The sequence below is a fragment of the Variovorax sp. DXTD-1 genome (genome assembly GCF_003984625.1).
Taxonomy (GTDB): Bacteria; Pseudomonadota; Gammaproteobacteria; order Burkholderiales; family Burkholderiaceae_C; genus Variovorax.
The window spans coordinates 140,373-158,087 of sequence record NZ_RWKH01000001.1; the positions used below are offsets into that span (position 1 = coordinate 140,373).

At 65.4% G+C, this 17,715-nt stretch carries 22 protein-coding genes and 1 pseudogene; 21 read left to right on the forward strand and 2 right to left on the reverse strand.

What is annotated here, in order from left to right; translation table 11 throughout:
• Positions 1-2 precede the first annotated feature (2 nt).
• From mlaD to EJI00_RS00685, 17 genes are all read left to right on the forward strand, one after another.
• The gene (gene mlaD, locus EJI00_RS00605) at positions 3-494 is read left to right on the forward strand and encodes an outer membrane lipid asymmetry maintenance protein MlaD (protein WP_126745807.1); all 492 of its coding nucleotides are present in this window, start codon (positions 3-5) and stop codon (positions 492-494) included.
• On the forward strand, positions 491-1,237 hold the full coding sequence (locus EJI00_RS00610) for a VacJ family lipoprotein (protein ID WP_126745529.1): 747 nt from the start codon (positions 491-493) through the stop codon (positions 1,235-1,237). Before mlaD ends, EJI00_RS00610 begins: the two co-directional genes overlap by 4 nt.
• A gap of 189 nt (positions 1,238-1,426) precedes the next feature.
• Positions 1,427-2,086: a phospholipid-binding protein MlaC gene (locus tag EJI00_RS00615; RefSeq protein WP_126745530.1), complete on the forward strand. Its 660-nt coding sequence runs from the start codon at positions 1,427-1,429 to the stop codon at positions 2,084-2,086.
• 4 nt (positions 2,087-2,090) lie between these two features.
• Complete coding sequence (locus EJI00_RS00620) at positions 2,091-2,363, forward strand: lipid asymmetry maintenance protein MlaB (protein ID WP_126745531.1); 273 nt, start codon at positions 2,091-2,093, stop codon at positions 2,361-2,363.
• An 88-nt stretch (positions 2,364-2,451) separates the two neighbouring features.
• Positions 2,452-3,399 (forward strand): ABC transporter ATP-binding protein, encoded by a 948-nt coding sequence (locus EJI00_RS00625; protein WP_126745532.1) that lies wholly within the window; start codon positions 2,452-2,454, stop codon positions 3,397-3,399.
• 5 nt (positions 3,400-3,404) lie between these two features.
• Positions 3,405-4,160 (forward strand): ABC transporter permease, encoded by a 756-nt coding sequence (locus tag EJI00_RS00630; protein WP_126745808.1) that lies wholly within the window; start codon positions 3,405-3,407, stop codon positions 4,158-4,160.
• Positions 4,161-4,180: 20 nt separating this feature from the next.
• Positions 4,181-4,423 carry a BolA family protein gene (locus EJI00_RS00635; RefSeq protein WP_012746311.1) on the forward strand — a complete coding sequence of 81 codons (243 nt, stop codon included), beginning with the start codon at positions 4,181-4,183 and terminating at the stop codon, positions 4,421-4,423.
• A gap of 39 nt (positions 4,424-4,462) precedes the next feature.
• A complete protein-coding gene (murA, locus tag EJI00_RS00640; RefSeq protein ID WP_126745533.1) occupies positions 4,463-5,752 on the forward strand; it encodes a UDP-N-acetylglucosamine 1-carboxyvinyltransferase in 1,290 nt (429 codons plus the stop codon).
• 93 nt (positions 5,753-5,845) lie between these two features.
• Positions 5,846-6,487, forward strand: coding sequence for an ATP phosphoribosyltransferase (gene hisG, locus EJI00_RS00645; protein WP_126745534.1), 642 nt, complete (start codon positions 5,846-5,848; stop codon positions 6,485-6,487).
• A gap of 7 nt (positions 6,488-6,494) precedes the next feature.
• Complete coding sequence (locus EJI00_RS00650) at positions 6,495-6,905, forward strand: hypothetical protein (protein WP_126745535.1); 411 nt, start codon at positions 6,495-6,497, stop codon at positions 6,903-6,905.
• Between the two features lie 37 nt (positions 6,906-6,942).
• Positions 6,943-8,313, forward strand: a complete 1,371-nt coding sequence (hisD, locus tag EJI00_RS00655; protein WP_126745536.1) for a histidinol dehydrogenase — start codon at positions 6,943-6,945, stop codon at positions 8,311-8,313.
• A 31-nt stretch (positions 8,314-8,344) separates the two neighbouring features.
• Positions 8,345-8,713, forward strand: a complete 369-nt coding sequence (locus tag EJI00_RS00660) for a hypothetical protein (RefSeq protein ID WP_126745537.1) — start codon at positions 8,345-8,347, stop codon at positions 8,711-8,713.
• Positions 8,710-9,798 carry a histidinol-phosphate transaminase gene (gene hisC, locus EJI00_RS00665; RefSeq protein WP_126745538.1) on the forward strand — a complete coding sequence of 363 codons (1,089 nt, stop codon included), beginning with the start codon at positions 8,710-8,712 and terminating at the stop codon, positions 9,796-9,798. Before EJI00_RS00660 ends, hisC begins: the two co-directional genes overlap by 4 nt.
• Positions 9,795-10,418: an imidazoleglycerol-phosphate dehydratase HisB gene (gene hisB / locus EJI00_RS00670; RefSeq protein WP_126745539.1), complete on the forward strand. Its 624-nt coding sequence runs from the start codon at positions 9,795-9,797 to the stop codon at positions 10,416-10,418. Before hisC ends, hisB begins: the two co-directional genes overlap by 4 nt.
• A 19-nt stretch (positions 10,419-10,437) precedes the next feature.
• Positions 10,438-11,094, forward strand: coding sequence for an imidazole glycerol phosphate synthase subunit HisH (gene hisH / locus EJI00_RS00675; RefSeq protein ID WP_126745540.1), 657 nt, complete (start codon positions 10,438-10,440; stop codon positions 11,092-11,094).
• A gap of 63 nt (positions 11,095-11,157) precedes the next feature.
• The gene (hisA, locus tag EJI00_RS00680; RefSeq protein ID WP_126745541.1) at positions 11,158-11,901 is read left to right on the forward strand and encodes a 1-(5-phosphoribosyl)-5-[(5-phosphoribosylamino)methylideneamino]imidazole-4-carboxamide isomerase; all 744 of its coding nucleotides are present in this window, start codon (positions 11,158-11,160) and stop codon (positions 11,899-11,901) included.
• Positions 11,902-11,921: 20 nt separating this feature from the next.
• Positions 11,922-13,097: an AAA family ATPase gene (locus EJI00_RS00685; RefSeq protein ID WP_126745542.1), complete on the forward strand. Its 1,176-nt coding sequence runs from the start codon at positions 11,922-11,924 to the stop codon at positions 13,095-13,097.
• Positions 13,098-13,110: 13 nt separating this feature from the next.
• Here the strand turns inward: EJI00_RS00685 and EJI00_RS00690 are convergent, their stop codons facing one another.
• Both EJI00_RS00690 and EJI00_RS00695 read right to left on the reverse strand, forming a co-directional pair.
• Complete coding sequence (locus tag EJI00_RS00690) at positions 13,111-14,028, reverse strand: amino acid ABC transporter substrate-binding protein (RefSeq protein ID WP_126745543.1); 918 nt, start codon at positions 14,026-14,028, stop codon at positions 13,111-13,113.
• A gap of 8 nt (positions 14,029-14,036) precedes the next feature.
• Positions 14,037-15,215 (reverse strand): annotated as a pseudogene (locus EJI00_RS00695) (dicarboxylate/amino acid:cation symporter); the annotation flags it as partial.
• 47 nt (positions 15,216-15,262) lie between these two features.
• Here EJI00_RS00695 and EJI00_RS00700 point away from each other — a divergent pair.
• The 4 genes from EJI00_RS00700 to EJI00_RS00715 are packed head-to-tail and all read left to right on the forward strand — an operon-like array spanning position 15,263 to position 17,704.
• Complete coding sequence (locus tag EJI00_RS00700; protein WP_126745544.1) at positions 15,263-16,099, forward strand: D-hexose-6-phosphate mutarotase; 837 nt, start codon at positions 15,263-15,265, stop codon at positions 16,097-16,099.
• Positions 16,100-16,118: 19 nt separating this feature from the next.
• Positions 16,119-16,898, forward strand: a complete 780-nt coding sequence (hisF, locus tag EJI00_RS00705; RefSeq protein WP_126745545.1) for an imidazole glycerol phosphate synthase subunit HisF — start codon at positions 16,119-16,121, stop codon at positions 16,896-16,898.
• A gap of 30 nt (positions 16,899-16,928) precedes the next feature.
• Positions 16,929-17,327: a phosphoribosyl-AMP cyclohydrolase gene (gene hisI, locus EJI00_RS00710; protein WP_185868034.1), complete on the forward strand. Its 399-nt coding sequence runs from the start codon at positions 16,929-16,931 to the stop codon at positions 17,325-17,327.
• A complete protein-coding gene (locus EJI00_RS00715) occupies positions 17,324-17,704 on the forward strand; it encodes a phosphoribosyl-ATP diphosphatase (RefSeq protein ID WP_126745547.1) in 381 nt (126 codons plus the stop codon). The genes hisI and EJI00_RS00715 overlap by 4 nt, the downstream gene beginning before the upstream one ends.
• Positions 17,705-17,715: the final 11 nt, after the last annotated feature.

Below are 17,715 nucleotides of genomic sequence, written 5' to 3' on the forward strand. Positions count from 1 at the left end.
CCATGCAACGTTCCACTAACGACATCTGGGTCGGCCTGTTCGTCCTGATCGGCGGCGCGGCGCTTCTGTTTCTCGCGCTGCAGTCGGCCAACCTGCTGAGCCTGAATTTCCAGAAGACGTACAACGTCACCGCGCGCTTCGACAACATCGGCGGCCTCAAGCCGCAAACCGCGGTCAAGAGCGCGGGAGTGGTGGTCGGCCGTGTGGAATCCATCTCATTTGACGACAAGTCCTTTCAGGCCAGCGTGACGCTGGCATTGCAAAACCGTTACAGTTTTCCCAAGGACAGCTCGCTCAAGATCCTGACCAGTGGCCTGCTCGGCGAGCAGTACATCGGAATCGAAGCGGGTGCCGAGGAGAAGAACCTGCAAGCCGGCGACACCATTACCGCGACCCAATCGGCCGTGGTGCTGGAAAACCTGATCAGCCAGTTCCTCTACAGCAAGGCGGCCGAAGGAAATACGTCGACGCCGGGAACAGCCAACAAGAAATGAAAACAAGTCTTTTTTCGTCAGTCGCTATCAAAAATGTAGCGAACTCTGCCCGCTGGATGGGTATTACGACCGCCTTTGCATTGATTGCAGGATGTGCAAGCGGCCCCCACGCCAATCCGGCGGACCCGTTCGAGCCGCTCAACCGCGGCGTCACTCGGTTCAACGACACCATCGACGAGGCGGTGCTGGTGCCCGTGGCGACCGCTTATCAGCGCGTGCTGCCCTCCATGGTGCGCACCGGCGTGGGCAATTTCTTCGGCAACCTGGGCGACGTCTGGAGTTTTGCCAACAGCGTGGCCCAGCTCAAGCTGCAGAACAGCGCCGAGACTTTCATGCGGGTCAACGTCAACACCTTCTTCGGGCTCGGCGGCCTGCTCGACATTGCCACCGAGGCGGGGATCGACCGCCACGAAGAAGACTTCGGCCAGACACTCGGCCGCTGGGGCGTGGGCGCCGGTCCGTATATCGTGCTGCCGGTGTTCGGCCCTTCGACCCTGCGCGACACCGCCGCATTGCCGGTGGACCGCGCGGGTGGCGTGGTCTCGAACATGAACGACGTGGCCTGGCGCAATTCGTTGTCGTTCCTGGAGGCTGTCGACACGCGCGCGAAGTACCTGCGCGCCGGCCGCCTGCTCGACGACGCCGCGCTCGACAAGTACACCTTCACGCGCGACGCCTTCCTGCAGCACCGCCGCAACGACGTCTATGACGGCAATCCGCCCGATGACGAAGGTGGGAAGTAAGAACAAAAAAGGAGCAAAAAAGGAGCCGTTCGCAGCCGGATGGGGCGCTTTCTGCTTGCATCCGGTTTCAAGGCTTCACCTGCGCTTCAGGGAACCCGGTCGGCTCTGGGCCCGTCGAACACGTTCTTTCCAGGAGGCGCATCGTTTCAACGTGCGCCTCGCGGATTTTCAAAACTTGAGGGAATTGCCATGAACAACAAGATCTTGCAACGACGCGGCCTGGGCCGCTTGGTACTGGCGAGCGCACTGCTTTTTGGCGCCGCCGCGGCTTTCGTGCGTCCGGCACATGCCGCCGATGAAGCGCCCGACGCGCTGGTGAAGCGCCTGTCGACGGACGTGCTCGAAACCATCAAGGCCGACACTTCCATCAAGGCCGGCGATATCAGCAAGATCATGGTGCTGGTCGACAGCAAGATCATGCCCAACGTCAATTTCCAGCGCATGACGGCCTCCGCCGTGGGCCCGGCATGGCGCCAGGCCACGCCCGAGCAGCAAAAGCGCCTGCAGGAAGAATTCAAGACTTTGCTGGTGCGCACTTACGCTGGCGCGCTCGACCAGGTGAGCGACCAGACCGTCACGGTCCGCCCGTTCCGCGGTTCGCCCGACGACACCGAAGTGCTGGTTCGCACCGAGGTCAAGGGCCGCGGCGACCCCGTGCAGCTCGATTACCGGCTCGAGAAAACGCCCGGCCAGGGCGGCGGCTGGAAGGTCTACAACCTCAATGTGCTGGGCGTCTGGCTGGTCGACACCTACCGCACCCAGTTCTCGCAGGAAATCAACGCCCGCGGCATCGATGGCCTGATTGCAGCGCTGGCCGCGCGCAACAAGGGCAACAGCGGCAAGAGCTGACGCCATGCTGGTGCTGCCGACCAAACTCACCCACGACGAGGCCCCGGCCTGCATGCGCATGCTGCAGCAGGGGCTGGCGGGGCAGACCGACACCTCCACAGTGGTCGACGCCAGCGCACTGACGCAGTTCGATTCGTCGGCGCTGGCCGTGCTGCTGGAATGCCGGCGTGAATCGAGCGCGCTCGGCCGCGGCTTTGCCGTGAAGGGCCTTTCGCCGCGGCTGCGCGAGTTGGCCGCCTTGTACGGCATTGCAGGTCTTTTGCCCGCGGCGCCCTGAGCACGGGGCAGCCGGACTGTAGCCGCGTCAGGGCATCTGGCCGCGGCGAAGCAGCTTGCGGGACTGGCCCGTAAAATCGCCGGCTCCCATGCCCGCGATCTCATTCCAATCGGTCTCCAAGACCTATCCCCCCTCCAGACAGCAACGGGCCCAAGGCAAGCAAGGGCTGCGCGCAGTCGACGAGGTCAGCTTCCAGATCGAGCCGGGCGAGTTCTTCGGCCTGCTCGGCCCCAACGGTGCGGGCAAGACCACCCTCATCAGCATGCTGGCCGGCCTATCTCGTCCTACCGCCGGGGCGATCAGCGTGCATGGCTTCGACGTGCAGCGCGACTATGCAGAGGCCCGGCGCCAGCTTGGCATCGTGCCGCAGGAGCTGGTGTTCGACCCCTTCTTCAATGTGCGGGAGTCGCTGCGCATCCAGTCGGGCTACTTCGGCATCAAGAACAACGAGCCGTGGATCGACGAGCTGCTGCAAAGCCTCGGCCTGGCCGACAAGGCCACGGCCAACATGCGCCAGCTCTCGGGCGGCATGAAGCGCCGGGTGCTCGTGGCGCAGGCGCTGGTGCACAAGCCGCCCGTGATCGTGCTCGACGAGCCGACGGCCGGGGTCGACGTCGAACTGCGCCAGACGCTCTGGCAGTTTGTCGCCAGGCTCAACAAGGAGGGCAGCACCGTGCTCCTCACCACGCACTACCTCGAGGAAGCCGAGGCCCTGTGCAGCCGCATCGCCATGCTCAAGCTGGGCCGCGTGATTGCGCTCGACCGCACCAGCGAACTCCTGAAGTCGGCCGCCAGCAACGTGCTGCGCTTCAAGACCGATGCCATGCTGCCCTGGGCCATTGCGCAGCACGCGCGCATCACCGGGCGCATCGTGCAGCTGCCGGCGCAGAACGCCCATGAAGTCGAACAACTGCTGGCCGCGATACGCGAGGCCGGTGTCGTGGTGGAAGACGTTGAAATGCGCAAGGCCGATCTCGAAGACGTGTTCATCGACCTGATGGCGGGTGAGCAAACACCGCTGGAGGTCTCGCGATGATGGCAGTGACAGGTTGGCGCGCGCTGCTTTATAAAGAAACGCTGCGCTTCTGGAAGGTCGGCTTCCAGACGGTCGGCGCGCCGGTGCTCACTGCGCTGCTCTATCTCATGGTGTTCGGCCATGTGCTCGAAGACCACGTGAAGGTCTACGGCTCGGTCGGCTACACGGCCTTCCTGGTGCCGGGCCTCGTGATGATGAGCGTGCTGCAGAACGCCTTTGCCAACAGCTCGTCGTCCATCATCCAGAGCAAGATCATGGGCAACCTGGTGTTCGTGCTGCTCACGCCGCTGTCGCACTGGGGCTGGTTCTTCGCCTATGTGGGCTCGTCGGTAATTCGCGGCCTGGCCGTGGGGCTCGGCGTGTTCGCGGTAACCATGTTCTTCGCCATGCCGAGCTTCGTCGCGCCGCTCTGGATTCTGGTGTTCGCGCTGCTCGGCTCCGCAATGCTGGGCACCCTGGGGCTCATTGCCGGGCTCTGGGCCGAGAAGTTCGACCAGATGGCCGTGTTCCAGAACTTCCTGATCATGCCCATGACATTTCTCTCGGGCGTGTTCTATTCCATCGGCTCGCTGCCGCCGTTCTGGCAATCGGTGAGCCACCTCAACCCGTTCTTCTACATGATCGACGGCTTCCGCTACGGCTTCTTCGGGGTCAGCGACGCCTCGCCCTGGCTCAGCCTGGGCATCGTCGGCGGCGCCTGGCTGGTGGTGAGCGCCATTGCCGTCCACTTGCTGCGAATCGGCTACAAAATCCGAGGCTGACCGCCTTTTTCCAGAATTCCATGACCGCCGAACAACTCCAGGCCCTGATCCAGTCCCATCTCCCTTGCGAGCACATCACGCTCGAAGGCGACGGCCGCCACTGGTACGCCACCATCGTCTCGGCCGAATTCGAGGGCAAGCGCGCCATTCAGCGTCACCAGCGGGTCTACGCCACCCTCGGTGCGAAAATGCATACCGACGAGGTGCATGCGCTCTCCATGAAGACCTACACGCCGGCCGAATGGGCGGCGTTGGAAAAATAACTCTCCGGCCCCGCGGGGCCTGATTTCGCTGGAAATTCGATGGACAAACTTCTGATTCGCGGCGGGCGCCAGCTTCGCGGCGAGGTACTCATTTCCGGCGCCAAGAACGCAGCCTTGCCGGAGCTTTGCGCCGCGCTGCTGACCGACCAGCCCGTGACGCTGCACAACGTGCCGCGCCTGCAGGACGTGTCGACCATGCTCAAGCTGGTGCGCAACATGGGCGTCGTGGCCGAGCGCGACGACAACGGCACGGTGCAGCTCAATGCAGGCGACCTAGCCAACCCCGAAGCCCCCTACGAACTGGTGAAGACCATGCGCGCCTCGGTGCTGGCCCTGGGCCCGCTGCTGGCGCGCTTCGGTCGTGCCAAGGTCTCGCTGCCGGGCGGCTGCGCCATCGGGTCGCGGCCGGTCGACCAGCACATCAAGGGCCTGCAGGCCATGGGCGCCGAAATCGTCGTCGAGCACGGCTACATGATCGCCAGCCTGCCGGCCGGGCGCACCCGCCTGAAAGGCGCGCGCATCCTGACCGACATGGTCACCGTCACCGGCACCGAGAACTTCCTCATGGCCGCCGCGTTGGCCGAGGGCGAGACGCTGCTCGAAAACGCGGCGCAGGAGCCCGAGATCGTCGACCTGGCCGAAATGCTGATCCGCATGGGCGCCAAGATCCAGGGCCATGGCACGAGTCACATCCGCATCCAGGGCGTTGAAAAGCTGCACGGCTGCGAACACGCCGTGGTGGCCGACCGCATCGAAGCCGGCACTTTCCTGTGCGCCGTCGCGGCCACGGGCGGCGACGTGTTCCTGCGCCACGCCCGCGCCGACCACATGGACGCTGTGATCGACAAGCTGCGGGACGCCGGCTGCACGGTCGCGCCGGAAGAGGGCGGGGTGCGGATCAGCTCCAAGGCCCCGGCCAGCGAGCACCTCAAGGCGCAGAGTTTCAGCACCACCGAATACCCCGGCTTCCCCACCGACATGCAGGCCCAGTTCATGGCCCTGAACGTGATTGCGCGCGGCGCCTCGATGGTCACCGAGACCATCTTCGAGAACCGTTTCATGCACGTGAACGAGATGGTGCGCCTGGGCGCGACCATCCACGTCGAAGGCAAGGTGGCGATGGTCGAAGGCGTGCCCCAGCTTTCGGGCGCCACCGTGATGGCCACCGACCTGCGCGCCTCGGCCAGCCTCGTGATCGCCGGGCTCGTGGCCGACGGCGAGACGCTGATCGACCGCATCTACCACCTCGACCGCGGCTACGACCGCATGGAAGCCAAGCTGCGCGGCATCGGGGCCGACATCGAGCGCGTGGCGGGAGCCGCCGCATGATCACGCTGTGCATCACAGGAGTCGCAATCGTGATCACACTTGCATCACAGGAGTCGCAATCGTGATCACGCTTGCATCACAGGAGTCGCAATCGTGATCACGCTTGCTCTGTCCAAAGGCCGCATCTTCGAAGAGACGATGCCCCTGCTGGCCGCCGCCGGCATCGAGGTGACCGAAGACCCGGAAAAATCCCGCAAGCTGATTCTCGCGACCACGCGGCCCGATGTGCGCGTGGTGCTGGTGCGTGCCTCCGACGTGCCCACCTATGTGCAATACGGTGGCGCCGACCTCGGCGTGACCGGCTCCGACGTGCTGCTCGAGCACGGCAACCAGGGCCTCTACCAGCCGCTCGACCTGCGCATTGCGGCCTGCCGCCTCAGTGTGGCGGTGCGCGCCGACTACGACTACGCCTCGGCTGTGAAGCAGGGCTCGCGCCTGCGCGTGGCCACCAAATACGTGGGCCTGGCGCGAGACTTCTTCGCCAGCAAGGGCGTGCACGTCGACCTGATCAAGCTCTACGGCAGCATGGAACTCGCGCCGCTCACGGGCCTGGCCGATGCCATCGTCGACCTGGTCTCGACCGGCAACACGCTTCGGGCCAATCACCTGGTCGAGGTCGAGCGCATCATGGACATCAGCGCGCGCCTCGTCGTCAACCAGGCCGCGCTCAAGCTCAAGCGCGAGCCGATCCGCCGCATCATCGATGCCTTTGCTTCTGCTATTCCTGGGTCTTGAAAAGCGCATGTCCGAAGAAAACAAAAGAAGTTTTTTTTCGAAACTCGATAGCCACTATGCGGCAGTCGAGATGATCAGAGATGCCTCCAAGGCCCTCTGGGTCATTGCGGCGTTGCAAGCCATCTCTGCGCTGATGGGCGACAAGATCGGGTTGGTGGATGCTGCGTTGAATGCCGTATGCGCATTTGGCATCGCTCGCTTCCGCAGTCGGGTTGCCGCAGGCATCGCTTTGGTATTTGCGCTCGGGACCTTGATCTTTGCCGGCTATGGCATGGCGGCTGGCGGCCGGGTCAGCGGGGCGGGCGCGTTGATCGCGCTGTTCGCCGTCTGGGCGACGGCCCGCGCTCTTGAAGCGACCGTCAAGATAAGAGGTACCTTGGCCAACAAGCCCTCGCGTCTTTTGAGCGACCTCGAATGAACCGTCGCTCTGTTGGACATTTTTCTCGAAACACGTGATGAAACTGAAAGCAGCCCCCGCCCGTCTCTCCACGACTTCAGCCAGCTTCGACGCTGAATTCAAGGCGCGGCTGCATTGGTCCGCGGATGCGGATGCGGCCATCGAGAAGGTGGTGGCCGACATCCTGGCCGATGTGCAGAAGCGCGGCGACGAGGCGGTGCTGGAGTACACGCGCCGCTTCGACGGGCTGGGTGCCGCGACCGTGCCGGAACTCGAACTGACGCAAGCCGATTTCAAGGAGGCTTTCGACTCGCTGCCCCAAGACCAGCGCGATGCGCTGCAAGCCGCGGCCCAACGTGTGCGCAGCTATCACGAGGCGCAGAAGAAGGCCAGCGGCGAAAGCTGGAGCTACCGCGACGCCGACGGCACGCTGCTCGGCCAGAAGGTCACGCCGCTCGACCGCGTGGGCATCTACGTGCCTGGCGGCAAGGCGGCCTACCCGTCCAGCTTGCTGATGAACGCGATCCCGGCGCATGTGGCCGGCGTCGGCGAAATCATCATGGTCGTGCCGACGCCCGTGAAGGGCAGCGTTGCGACGGGCGGCACGGGTGGGCAATCGTCGACGAAGGGCGAGCGCAACGTGCTGGTGCTGGCCGCCGCCTACGTGGCGGGCGTCACGCGCGCCTTCACCATCGGCGGCGCGCAGGCCGTGGCCGCGCTCGCCTACGGCACCGCCACCATCCCCGCGGTCGACAAGATCACCGGCCCCGGCAACGCCTACGTGGCCGCCGCCAAGCGCCGCGTGTTCGGCACCGTGGGCATCGACATGATCGCGGGCCCGAGCGAGATCCTCGTGCTGGCCGACGGCACCACGCCGCCCGACTGGGTGGCGATGGACCTGTTCAGCCAGGCCGAGCACGACGAGCTGGCGCAAAGCATCCTGCTGTGCCCCGACGCCACTTACATCGATCGCGTGCAGGCCGAGATCGATCGCCTCCTGCCCACGATGCCGCGCGCGGAAATCATTGCCGCCTCGCTCAACGGCCGCGGCGCGCTGATCCACACGAAGAGCATGGAAGAGGCCTGCGAGATCAGCAACCGCATCGCGCCCGAGCACCTGGAAGTCAGCAGCAGCGAGCCGAACCGCTGGGAGCCGCTGCTGCGCCATGCGGGTGCGATCTTTCTCGGCGCGTTCACCAGCGAAAGCCTCGGCGACTACTGCGCCGGCCCGAACCACGTGCTGCCGACCAGCGGCACGGCGCGCTTTTCGAGCCCGCTCGGCGTCTACGATTTCCAGAAGCGTTCGAGCCTCATCGAAGTGAGCGAAGCCGGTGCCCAGGTGCTCGGCCCCATTGCGGTGACGTTGGCCGAAGGCGAGGGCCTGCAGGCGCACGCCGAAGCGGCACGGATGCGCCTGCGCAAGGCCTGAAGCCTCCATCTTCCGCCAGGAGCAAAGCCAGATGGATCGCCGCAGTTTCCATTGTTCGCGTCCAGCCGCGCTGGTGCTCGCGCTTGCCGCCGCGGGCACGGTGCACGCCATGAGCATCCGTGAACTGCGCACCCTGGAGGCCAACGAGAAAGACGGCAAGGCCTACGCGAGCTACTACCTCGTCGGCGTGCTCGAAGGCCTGCGCGAAAGCGTGGAGGCATCGCAGCGCAACGGGCAAAAGCCCATCTTCTGCGTTGAAGGCCGCCGCCTCGAGCCATCGATGGCGCGCTCCCTCTATCAAACCGAGCTGACTCGCAACGCCGACAGCTATGAAGCCGACATGCCCGTGCAACTGGTGATGTCCGGCGCCCTCAAGAACAGCTACCGCTGCACCCGATGACCACTTCCCCTACCGCCCGCCCGATCGACCGCATCCGCTCCGACGTGCAGTCCATGCACGCCTATGCGGTGCAGGACGCGCGCGGCTTCGTCAAGCTCGACGCCATGGAGAACCCGTTCGGCCTGCCGCCCGCATTGCAGGCCGAACTGGGCGCTCGGCTCGCCGCCTTGGCGCTCAACCGCTACCCGGGCGAGCGGGGCGGCGACTTGCAGCGCGCGCTGGCCGCGCATGCGCACATGCCCGAAGGCTTTGCGCTGATGCTGGGCAACGGCTCCGACGAGCTGATTTCGCTCCTGGCCATTGCCTGCGATGTGCCGGGCGCCACGCTGCTGGCGCCGTTGCCCGGCTTCGTGATGTACGCCATGAGCGCCCAGTTGCAGGGCCTGCGCTTCGCCGGCGTTCCGCTCACGGCCGATTTCGAGCTCGACGAGGCAGCAATGCTTGCGGCCATCGCACGCGAGAAGCCGGCCATCGTGTACCTGGCCTATCCGAACAACCCCACCGCCAACCTCTGGGACGATGCGGTCATCGAAAAGATCGTCGAGGCCCAGGGCGCGCAGGGCGGCCTGGTGGTGATCGACGAGGCCTACCAGCCCTTTGCCGCCAGGAGCTATATCGATCGCATCGCACGGCACGGCCATGTGCTGCTGATGCGCACGCTCAGCAAGTTCGGCCTGGCGGGCATCCGCCTCGGCTATCTCATGGGGCCGGCCGAGTTGATCGCGCAGATCGACAAGGTGCGCCCGCCCTACAACATCAGCGTGCTCAACTGCGAATGCGCGCTGTTCGCGCTCGAGCATGCCGAAGTGTTCGAGGCCCAGGCCCGGCAAATCCGCGAGGAGCGCCATCGCCTCATGATGGGGCTGGGCCGGCTCGTGGGCGTGAAGGTGTGGCCGAGCGACGCCAACATGATCCTCGTGCGGGTGCCCGATGCCGCCAAGACCTTCGAGGGCATGAAGGCACACGGGATTCTGGTGAAGAACGTTTCTAAAATGCACGAACTGCTCGCAAATTGCCTGCGCCTCACCGTCGGAACGTCCGACGAGAATGCGCGGATGCTCGCGGCACTCGAAGCCTCACTATGACCACCCCCCAAACAGCCGACACGGGCACCGTCGCGCGTACCGCATCGGTCACGCGCAACACCGCCGAAACCAAGATCACCGTCAGCGTCAACCTCGACGGCACGGGCAAGGCCAAGCTCTCCACCGGCATCGGCTTTTTCGACCACATGCTCGACCAGATTGCCCGCCACGGCCTGATCGACCTCGACATCGACTGCCAGGGCGATCTGCACATCGACGGCCACCACACCGTGGAAGACGTGGGCATTACCCTCGGCCAGGCGGTGGCCAAGGCCGTGGGCGACAAGAAGGGCATTCGCCGCTACGGGCACGCCTATGTGCCGCTGGACGAAGCGCTGAGCCGCGTGGTCATCGACTTTTCGGGCCGCCCCGGGCTGGTGATGCACGTGCCGTTCACCAGCGGCATGATCGGCACCTTCGACAGCCAGCTCACCTACGAGTTCTTCCAGGGCTTCGCCAATCATGCGTTCGTCACGCTGCACATCGACAACCTGAAGGGCGTGAACGCGCACCACCAGTGCGAAACGGTGTTCAAGGCCTTTGCACGCGCGATCCGCGGCGCGCTGGAGCTCGATCCGCGCTCCGTGGGCGTCATTCCCTCGACCAAGGGTTCGCTCTGAAATCTTCCAGCGAACAGCTATGAAATCTGTAGCAAATACCGTCGCGGTCGTCGACTACGGCATGGGCAACCTGCATTCGGTGTCCCAAGCCGTGCGGCATGCGGCCGACCAGGTGGGTGTAGAGGTTTTCGTCACTTCCGACCCCGAGGTGGTGCGCAAGGCCACCCGCGTGGTGCTGCCTGGCCAGGGCGCCATGCCCGACTGCATGCGCGAGCTGCGCGATTCCGGCCTGCAGGAGTCGGTGCTCGAGGCTGCGGCAAACAAGCCGCTTTTCGGCGTGTGCGTGGGCATGCAAATGCTGCTGTCGCGCAGCGATGAAGGGCCGACCGACGGCCTCGGCCTGATTCCCGGCGAGGTCGTCAAGTTCGATCTGGCCGGCCGTCTGCAGCCCGACGGCAGCCGCTTCAAGGTGCCCCAGATGGGCTGGAACCAGGTGCGCCAGGCCCAACCGCATGCCGTGTGGGCGGGTATTCCCGACCAGAGCTACTTCTACTTCGTGCACAGCTTCTACGCACGGCCGGCGGACGCCCGGCACAGCGTGGGCGAGGCGGATTACGGGGCATGCTTTACCGCGGCCATCGCACGCGATAACATTTTTGCCACCCAGTTCCACCCGGAGAAGAGTGCGGACCACGGGTTGCAGCTCTACCGAAATTTCCTCCACTGGAATCCCTGACCTTATATTTCCGACCGGGCCGAACCTTCCTCAGCCCGGATTCCGCACACTCGCGTCACTTCCATGCTCCTCATTCCCGCCATTGATCTCAAAGACGGCCATTGCGTTCGCCTCAAACAGGGCGACATGGACCAGTCCACCATCTTCAGCGAAGACCCCGCCGCCATGGCCCGCAAGTGGGTCGAGGCCGGCGCGCGGCGGCTGCACCTGGTCGATCTGAATGGCGCCTTCGCCGGAAAGCCGCAGAACCACGCGGCCATCAAGGCGATCCTGCGCGAGGTGGGCGACGACATTCCGGTGCAGCTGGGCGGCGGCATCCGCGACCTGGACACCATCGAGCGCTACATCGACGACGGGCTGCGCTACGTGATCATCGGCACCGCCGCGGTCAAGAACCCCGGCTTCCTGAAGGACGCCTGCGTGGCCTTCGGCGGCCACATCATCGTGGGGCTCGACGCCAAGGACGGCAAGGTGGCCACCGACGGCTGGAGCAAGCTCACGGGCCACGAGGTGGCCGACCTGGGCAAGAAGTTCGAAGACTACGGCGTCGAATCGATCATCTACACGGACATCGGCCGCGACGGCATGCTCTCGGGCATCAACATCGACGCGACCGTGAAGCTCGCGCAGGCGCTGACCATTCCGGTGATCGCCTCGGGCGGCCTCTCGAACATGGCCGACATCGACCAGCTTTGCGCGGTCGAGTCCGAAGGCGTCGAAGGCGTGATCTGCGGCCGCGCCATCTATTCGGGCGACCTCGACTTCGCCGCCGCGCAAGCCCGCGCGGACGAACTCGCCGGCGTCTGATGCCACTTGCGTAGCGCGGCGTGCTCTCCGCGCTTGCCATTGCCAACTACCGGTCGCTGCGCCAGCTGACGGTGCCGCTCGGCCGGCTCACCGTCGTGACCGGGCCCAACGGCAGCGGCAAATCCAGCGTGTACCGCGCGATGCGGCTCCTGGCCGACATTGCCAACGGCGGCGTGATCCGCTCGCTGGTGCGCGAAGGCGGGCTGTCTTCCACGCTGTGGGCCGGGCCCGAGCGTTTTTCGGCCGCCATGCTGCGCGGAGACGCCCCGGTGCAGGGCACCGTGCGCAGCGAGCCGGTGAACCTGCGGCTCGGGTTCTCGGGCGTCGAAACGAGCGACTTCGGCTACGCGATCGACATTGGCCTGCCGGTGCCGCGCGAAACAGCGTTCGGGGGAGATCCCGAAATCAAGCGCGAGGCCATCTGGAGCGGCCCAGTGCTGCGGCCCGCCACGCAGCTGGTTGACCGCAAGGGCGCTTCGCTGCGGCTGCGCGGCGACCGCAGCGGAAGCTGGGAGCCGGTGGGCCGGCCCATCGCCCAGTTCGCCAGCATGATGACCGAGTACGCCGATCCGCATGCCGCACCCGAGATGCTCACGCTGCGCGAGCAGATGCGCTCCTGGCGCTTCTACGACCACTTCCGCTCCGACGCCGATGCGCCCGCGCGCCAGCCGCAGCTCGGCACCTACACACCGGTGCTCGCCAACGATGGCGCCGACCTGGCCGCCGCGCTGCAGACCATTCGCGAGATTGGCGACAGCAGTGCGCTCGACCGTGCCGTGGACGATGCGTTTCCCGGTGCCCGCATCCAGGTGCGCGTGAACGAAGATCGCTTCGAAACGCTGATGCACCAGCACGGCCTGCTGCGGCCGCTGACGGCGGCGGAGCTTTCGGACGGCACCTTGCGCTACCTGCTCTGGATCGCCGCGCTGCTCACGCCCCGTCCGCCGGCGCTGCTGGTGCTCAACGAGCCCGAGACCAGCCTGCACCCCGACCTGTTGCCCGCGCTCGGCCGGTTGATCGCGCAGGCCGCGCGCGAGTCGCAGATCATCGTCGTGTCGCACGCTCCGCGGCTGATTGCCGCGCTCGAAGACAGCGACGACCTGCAATCGGTGGTGCTCGAGAAGCGCTTCGGCGAAACCCGCATCGCCAACCTCGACATGAGCGAGATACCGCACTGGGCCTGGCCGGCGCGCTGACCGCCGGTGCGGCTTATTCGGCCTTGACCGCCATCGTCTGGATGATCGCCTGCAGCTGCGCGCTCATCGGCAGGTCGATGCTTTCCCCGGTGGGCAGCTTGCGCAGGAACCAGCGCTTGTACTGGCGCTCGATCTCGCCGTCCTGAGCCAGCACCTGGAAGGGGTCGTTGATCACCTTGGCCAATTGCGCATCGCCCTTGCGGTACATGATGCCGTAGGGGTCGTAGGAGAGATAGTCGCCGACCACCTCGTACTGAGCCTTGGCGGCTTCCCGCGCGATCAGGCCGTAGAGCAGCACGTCGTCGGTGGCAAAGGCATCGGCCTGGCCGCTTTTCACCAGCCCGAACGAATCGGCGTGGTCGCGCGCCACCAGCAGGTCGATGCCGAGCCTGAACTTCTGCGAAAGCTCGCGCAGCGTCTTCTCGTTGGTGGTGCCCGCGGTAACGGCCACGCGCTTGCCGGCCAGGTCGCGGAACGACTTGATCGGCGAACCTTTCTTCACCAGCACCTTGGTGCCCGAGACGAAGATCGTGGGCGAAAAGCTCACGCGCTTCTGCCGCTCGAGGTTGCTGGTGGTCGAGCCGCATTCGAGATCGACCGTGCCGCGTTCGACCGCATCCATGCGCGAATCGGAGGTCACTGGCACCCATTTGATTGCGAGGCTCTTGTTCACTGCCTCCTCGATGGCCGTGACCAGTTCGCGGCAGAGCTCGATCGAGTAGCCAACGGGCTCCTGGCGTGCATTGAGAAAGGAAAACGGCACCGACGATTCGCGGTAGCCGATGGCGACGGCGCCGCTCTCGCGCACCTTGGCAAGCGTGCCGGTGAGCGTAGGGGGCGCTTCCTGCGCCTGTGCGGGGGCGCCTATGGCAAGGGTGGCAGCCGCCAGCAGGCGGGCGATGAAAACCGGCAGCGTGGGCCTGGGCTTCATGGCGAGCCTCACGCGTGGGCCGGATGGGCGAGAGTGGCCGCAGCCTCCTCGTCCAGCGCCTTGGCGTTGACCGCTGCGTCGCTCTCGGAGAGCAGCTGGCCCTCCCACTTGGCAACCACCGCGGTGGCGATGGAATTGCCCACCGCATTGGTGGCTGAGCGTCCCATGTCCAGGAAGGTGTCGACGCCCAGGATCAGCAGCAGGCCGGCTTCCGGAATGTCGAAGTGGTTGGGCGTGGCGGCAATCACCACCAGCGAGGCGCGCGGCACGCCGGCCATGCCCTTGGAGGTGAGCATCAGGATGAGCAGCATCGTGATCTGCGTGCTGAGCGGCATGTGGATGTTGTAGGCCTGCGCGATGAAGAGCACGGCAAAGGTGCAGTACATCATCGAGCCGTCGAGGTTGAACGAATAGCCCATCGGCATCACGAAGCTCGAGATCTTGCGCTTCACGCCGAACCGGTCGAGCGCCTGCAGGATCTTCGGGTAGGCCGCTTCCGAACTGGCGGTGGCGAACGACAGCAGAAAGGCTTCCTTGATGAGCGCCATCAGCTTGAACACCCGGCGGCCCAGGAACGACACGCCCGCAAGAATCAGCACACCCCACAGCACGAACAGGCCCAGGTAGAAGTCGCCCATGAAAACGGCGAACTTCAGCAGGATACCCAGGCCGTTCGTCGCAACGGTGGCGGCCATGGCGGCCAGTACCGCAAGGGGCGCCAGCTTCATCACATAGCCGGTGATCTTGAGCATCGCGTGCGAGAGCTCGTCGATGGCGGCCACCAGCGTCTTGGCCTTGTCGCCGAGAGAGGCGAGCGCCACGCCGAAGAACATCGAGAACACCACGATCTGCAGGATCTCGTTGTTGGCCATGGCCTCTGCAAAAGACTTGGGCACCAGGTGGCTCACGAAGTCCTTGAGAGTGAACTTCGCGGTCGCCAGGTTGGCCGAGGCGCCGATGTCCGGCAGCGGCAGCCCCAGGTTCTCGCCCGGCTTCAGAAGGTTGGCCATCACCAGGCCGATGAGCAGCGAGATGAGCGAGGCGGTAAAGAACCAGCCGAGCGACTTGCCGAACACGCGGCCCACCGACTTGGCGTCGCCCATGTGCGCAATGCCCACCACCAGCGTGGAGAACACGAGCGGCCCGATCAGCATCTTGATGAGGCGCAGAAATACGTCCGACACGATCATTGCCGCTTTCGGCTGCGGGAATTTCCGCTGCCTACAATTCCCGCATGGACATCAATCCGATCGAGTTTCGCGGCCAGCCGGCGCTTCGCGCCACCGGTGCCGACGGCAGCGCTTTCACCGTGTCTCTACACGGGGCGCAGCTGCTTTCCTGGACCACGGCGGATGGCGTCGAGCGGCTCTACCTGAGCCCGCGCGCCGTGTTCGACGGAACGGCCGCAATCCGCGGCGGCGTGCCCATTTGCTGCCCCCAGTTCAACCAGCGCGGCATGTTGCCCAAGCATGGTTTCATGCGAAATCTGCCTTGGGAAAACCGTGGGATCGACGCCGCATCGGGCGAACTGACCTTGCGGCTGCGCGACAGCGAGGCCACGCGCAAGCTCTGGCCGCACGCTTTCGAGGCGCGCCTGCAGATCGGCATGGCGCCCGGCCGGTTGCGCGCCGCGCTCACGCTGCTCAATGTCGACCATGCGCCATTCAGCTTTGCGGCGGCGCTGCACACCTACCTGCGCGTCGACGACATCGGCGATGTGCGGTTGGAGGGGCTGGAAGGCGCCAACCGCTGGGATTCGCTGCGCGACGACCGCCATGTGGAAACCGCGCCCGCGCTGCATTTCGATGCGGAGTTCGACAGCGTCTATGCCGCTCCCGCGAAGCCGCTGCGCCTGGTGCAGCCGGGCGGCACGCTCGAAATCACGCAGAGCGCAAGCTGCAGCGAAACCGTGGTCTGGAACCCGGGTGCGGTGCTTGGTGCGAAACTCGCCGACATGCCCGAAGACGGCTACCGGCACATGCTGTGCGTGGAAGCCGCGCGCATCGACGAGCAGGTGCTGCTCTTGCCCGGTGCCCAATGGCAGGGCTGGCAGCAGCTTCGCGTTCTCTGATTTTTTCTTCCGACCCACCATGCTCGCAAAACGCATCATTCCCTGTCTCGACGTTACCGGCGGCCGCGTGGTCAAGGGCGTCAACTTTCTCGAACTGCGCGACGCCGGCGATCCGGTCGAGATTGCAGCGCGCTACAACGCGCAGGGCGCCGACGAGCTCACCTTTCTCGACATCACCGCCACCAGCGACGGCCGCGACCTGATCCTGCCGATCATCGAGGCGGTGGCCTCGCAGGTCTTCATTCCGCTGACGGTGGGCGGGGGCGTGCGCACCGTGGCCGACGTGCGCCGGCTGCTCAACGCCGGTGCCGACAAGACCAGCTTCAACTCGGCGGCCATTGCCGATCCGCAGGTGATCAACGACGCCTCTCAGAAATACGGTTCGCAGTGCATCGTGGTGGCCATCGACGCCAAGCGCCGCAGCCCCGAAGAAGCCGCCACCCGCGGCGCGGGGTGGGACGTCTACAGCCATGGCGGCCGCAAGAACACCGGCCTGGACGCCGTCGAATGGGCGACCGAGATGGTGCGCCGCGGCGCCGGCGAAATCCTGCTCACGAGCATGGATCGCGACGGCACCAAGAGCGGCTTCGATCTTGAGCTCACCCGTGCGGTGAGCGACGCCGTGAACGTACCGGTCATTGCGTCGGGCGGCGTGGGCAACCTCGACGACTTGGCCGACGGCATCCAGACCGGCGGCGCCGACGCGGTGCTGGCCGCCAGCATCTTTCACTACGGCGAGCACACCGTGGGCGAGGCGAAAGCCCGCATGGCCGCGCGGGGCATTCCCGTGCGCACGTGATCCGCTTCAGCGCCGCTCCGGGGTGGGACAATACCCTTCATGAATTGGCTTGACGAAGTGAAATGGGACGCGAACGGCCTGGTGCCCGTGATCGCGCAGGAACAGGGCAGCAACGACGTGCTGATGTTCGCCTGGATGAACCGCGAGGCGCTCGAAAAGACCGCCGAGCTGGGCCGCGCCGTGTATTTCAGCCGCTCGCGCAACAAGCTGTGGTTCAAGGGCGAGGAATCGGGCCATGTGCAGACGGTGCATGAAATCCGCCTCGACTGCGACAACGACGTGGTGCTGCTCAAGGTCACCCAGCTCGGCCACGAGCCCGGCATTGCCTGCCACACCGGCCGACACAGCTGTTTCTTCAGCACATACGAGAACGGCCAATGGACCGTGGTCGAACCGGTCTTGAAAGACCCGGAGTCGATCTACAAATGACAGCCACGGTGAACACCTCCGACGCCCTTGCGCGCCTTGCCGCCGTCATCGAAAGCCGCCTGCCCGCGCACGGCGGCGACCCGGAGAAGAGCTACGTCGCGCGCCTGCTGCACAAGGGCCCCGACGCCTTCCTCAAGAAGATCGGCGAGGAAGCCACCGAGGTCGTCATGGCGGCCAAGGACGCCGACCATGGCGGCGACCGCACGAAAATAGTGAACGAAGTGGCCGATTTGTGGTTCCACACTATGGTGGCGCTGGCGCACTACGGTTTTTCGCCCGGCGAGGTCATTGCGGAGCTCGAGCGCCGCGAGGGCACCAGCGGCATCGAGGAAAAAGCCCTGCGCAAGGCGCAGGCCCGCGAGGCATCCAACGATTGAAAGGACATCTC

Excerpts from the sequence above, each read along its gene's own strand:
- hisC (WP_126745538.1), top strand. The coding sequence starts at position 8,710 with ATGACCACTTCCCCTACCGCCCGCCCGATCGACCGCATCCGCTCCGAC.
- hisB (WP_126745539.1), top strand. The coding sequence starts at position 9,795 with ATGACCACCCCCCAAACAGCCGACACGGGCACCGTCGCGCGTACCGCA.
- mlaD (WP_126745807.1), top strand. The coding sequence starts at position 3 with ATGCAACGTTCCACTAACGACATCTGGGTCGGCCTGTTCGTCCTGATC.
- hisF (WP_126745545.1), top strand. The coding sequence starts at position 16,119 with ATGCTCGCAAAACGCATCATTCCCTGTCTCGACGTTACCGGCGGCCGC.
- EJI00_RS00615 (WP_126745530.1), top strand. The coding sequence starts at position 1,427 with ATGAACAACAAGATCTTGCAACGACGCGGCCTGGGCCGCTTGGTACTG.
- hisH (WP_126745540.1), top strand. The coding sequence starts at position 10,438 with ATGAAATCTGTAGCAAATACCGTCGCGGTCGTCGACTACGGCATGGGC.
- EJI00_RS00690 (WP_126745543.1), bottom strand. The coding sequence starts at position 14,028 with ATGAAGCCCAGGCCCACGCTGCCGGTTTTCATCGCCCGCCTGCTGGCG.
- EJI00_RS00715 (WP_126745547.1), top strand. The coding sequence starts at position 17,324 with ATGACAGCCACGGTGAACACCTCCGACGCCCTTGCGCGCCTTGCCGCC.
- EJI00_RS00700 (WP_126745544.1), top strand. The coding sequence starts at position 15,263 with ATGGACATCAATCCGATCGAGTTTCGCGGCCAGCCGGCGCTTCGCGCC.
- EJI00_RS00625 (WP_126745532.1), top strand. The coding sequence starts at position 2,452 with ATGCCCGCGATCTCATTCCAATCGGTCTCCAAGACCTATCCCCCCTCC.
- hisD (WP_126745536.1), top strand. The coding sequence starts at position 6,943 with ATGAAACTGAAAGCAGCCCCCGCCCGTCTCTCCACGACTTCAGCCAGC.
- EJI00_RS00620 (WP_126745531.1), top strand. The coding sequence starts at position 2,091 with ATGCTGGTGCTGCCGACCAAACTCACCCACGACGAGGCCCCGGCCTGC.
- EJI00_RS00660 (WP_126745537.1), top strand. The coding sequence starts at position 8,345 with ATGGATCGCCGCAGTTTCCATTGTTCGCGTCCAGCCGCGCTGGTGCTC.
- hisA (WP_126745541.1), top strand. The coding sequence starts at position 11,158 with ATGCTCCTCATTCCCGCCATTGATCTCAAAGACGGCCATTGCGTTCGC.
- EJI00_RS00650 (WP_126745535.1), top strand. The coding sequence starts at position 6,495 with ATGTCCGAAGAAAACAAAAGAAGTTTTTTTTCGAAACTCGATAGCCAC.
- EJI00_RS00610 (WP_126745529.1), top strand. The coding sequence starts at position 491 with ATGAAAACAAGTCTTTTTTCGTCAGTCGCTATCAAAAATGTAGCGAAC.
- EJI00_RS00635 (WP_012746311.1), top strand. The coding sequence starts at position 4,181 with ATGACCGCCGAACAACTCCAGGCCCTGATCCAGTCCCATCTCCCTTGC.
- murA (WP_126745533.1), top strand. The coding sequence starts at position 4,463 with ATGGACAAACTTCTGATTCGCGGCGGGCGCCAGCTTCGCGGCGAGGTA.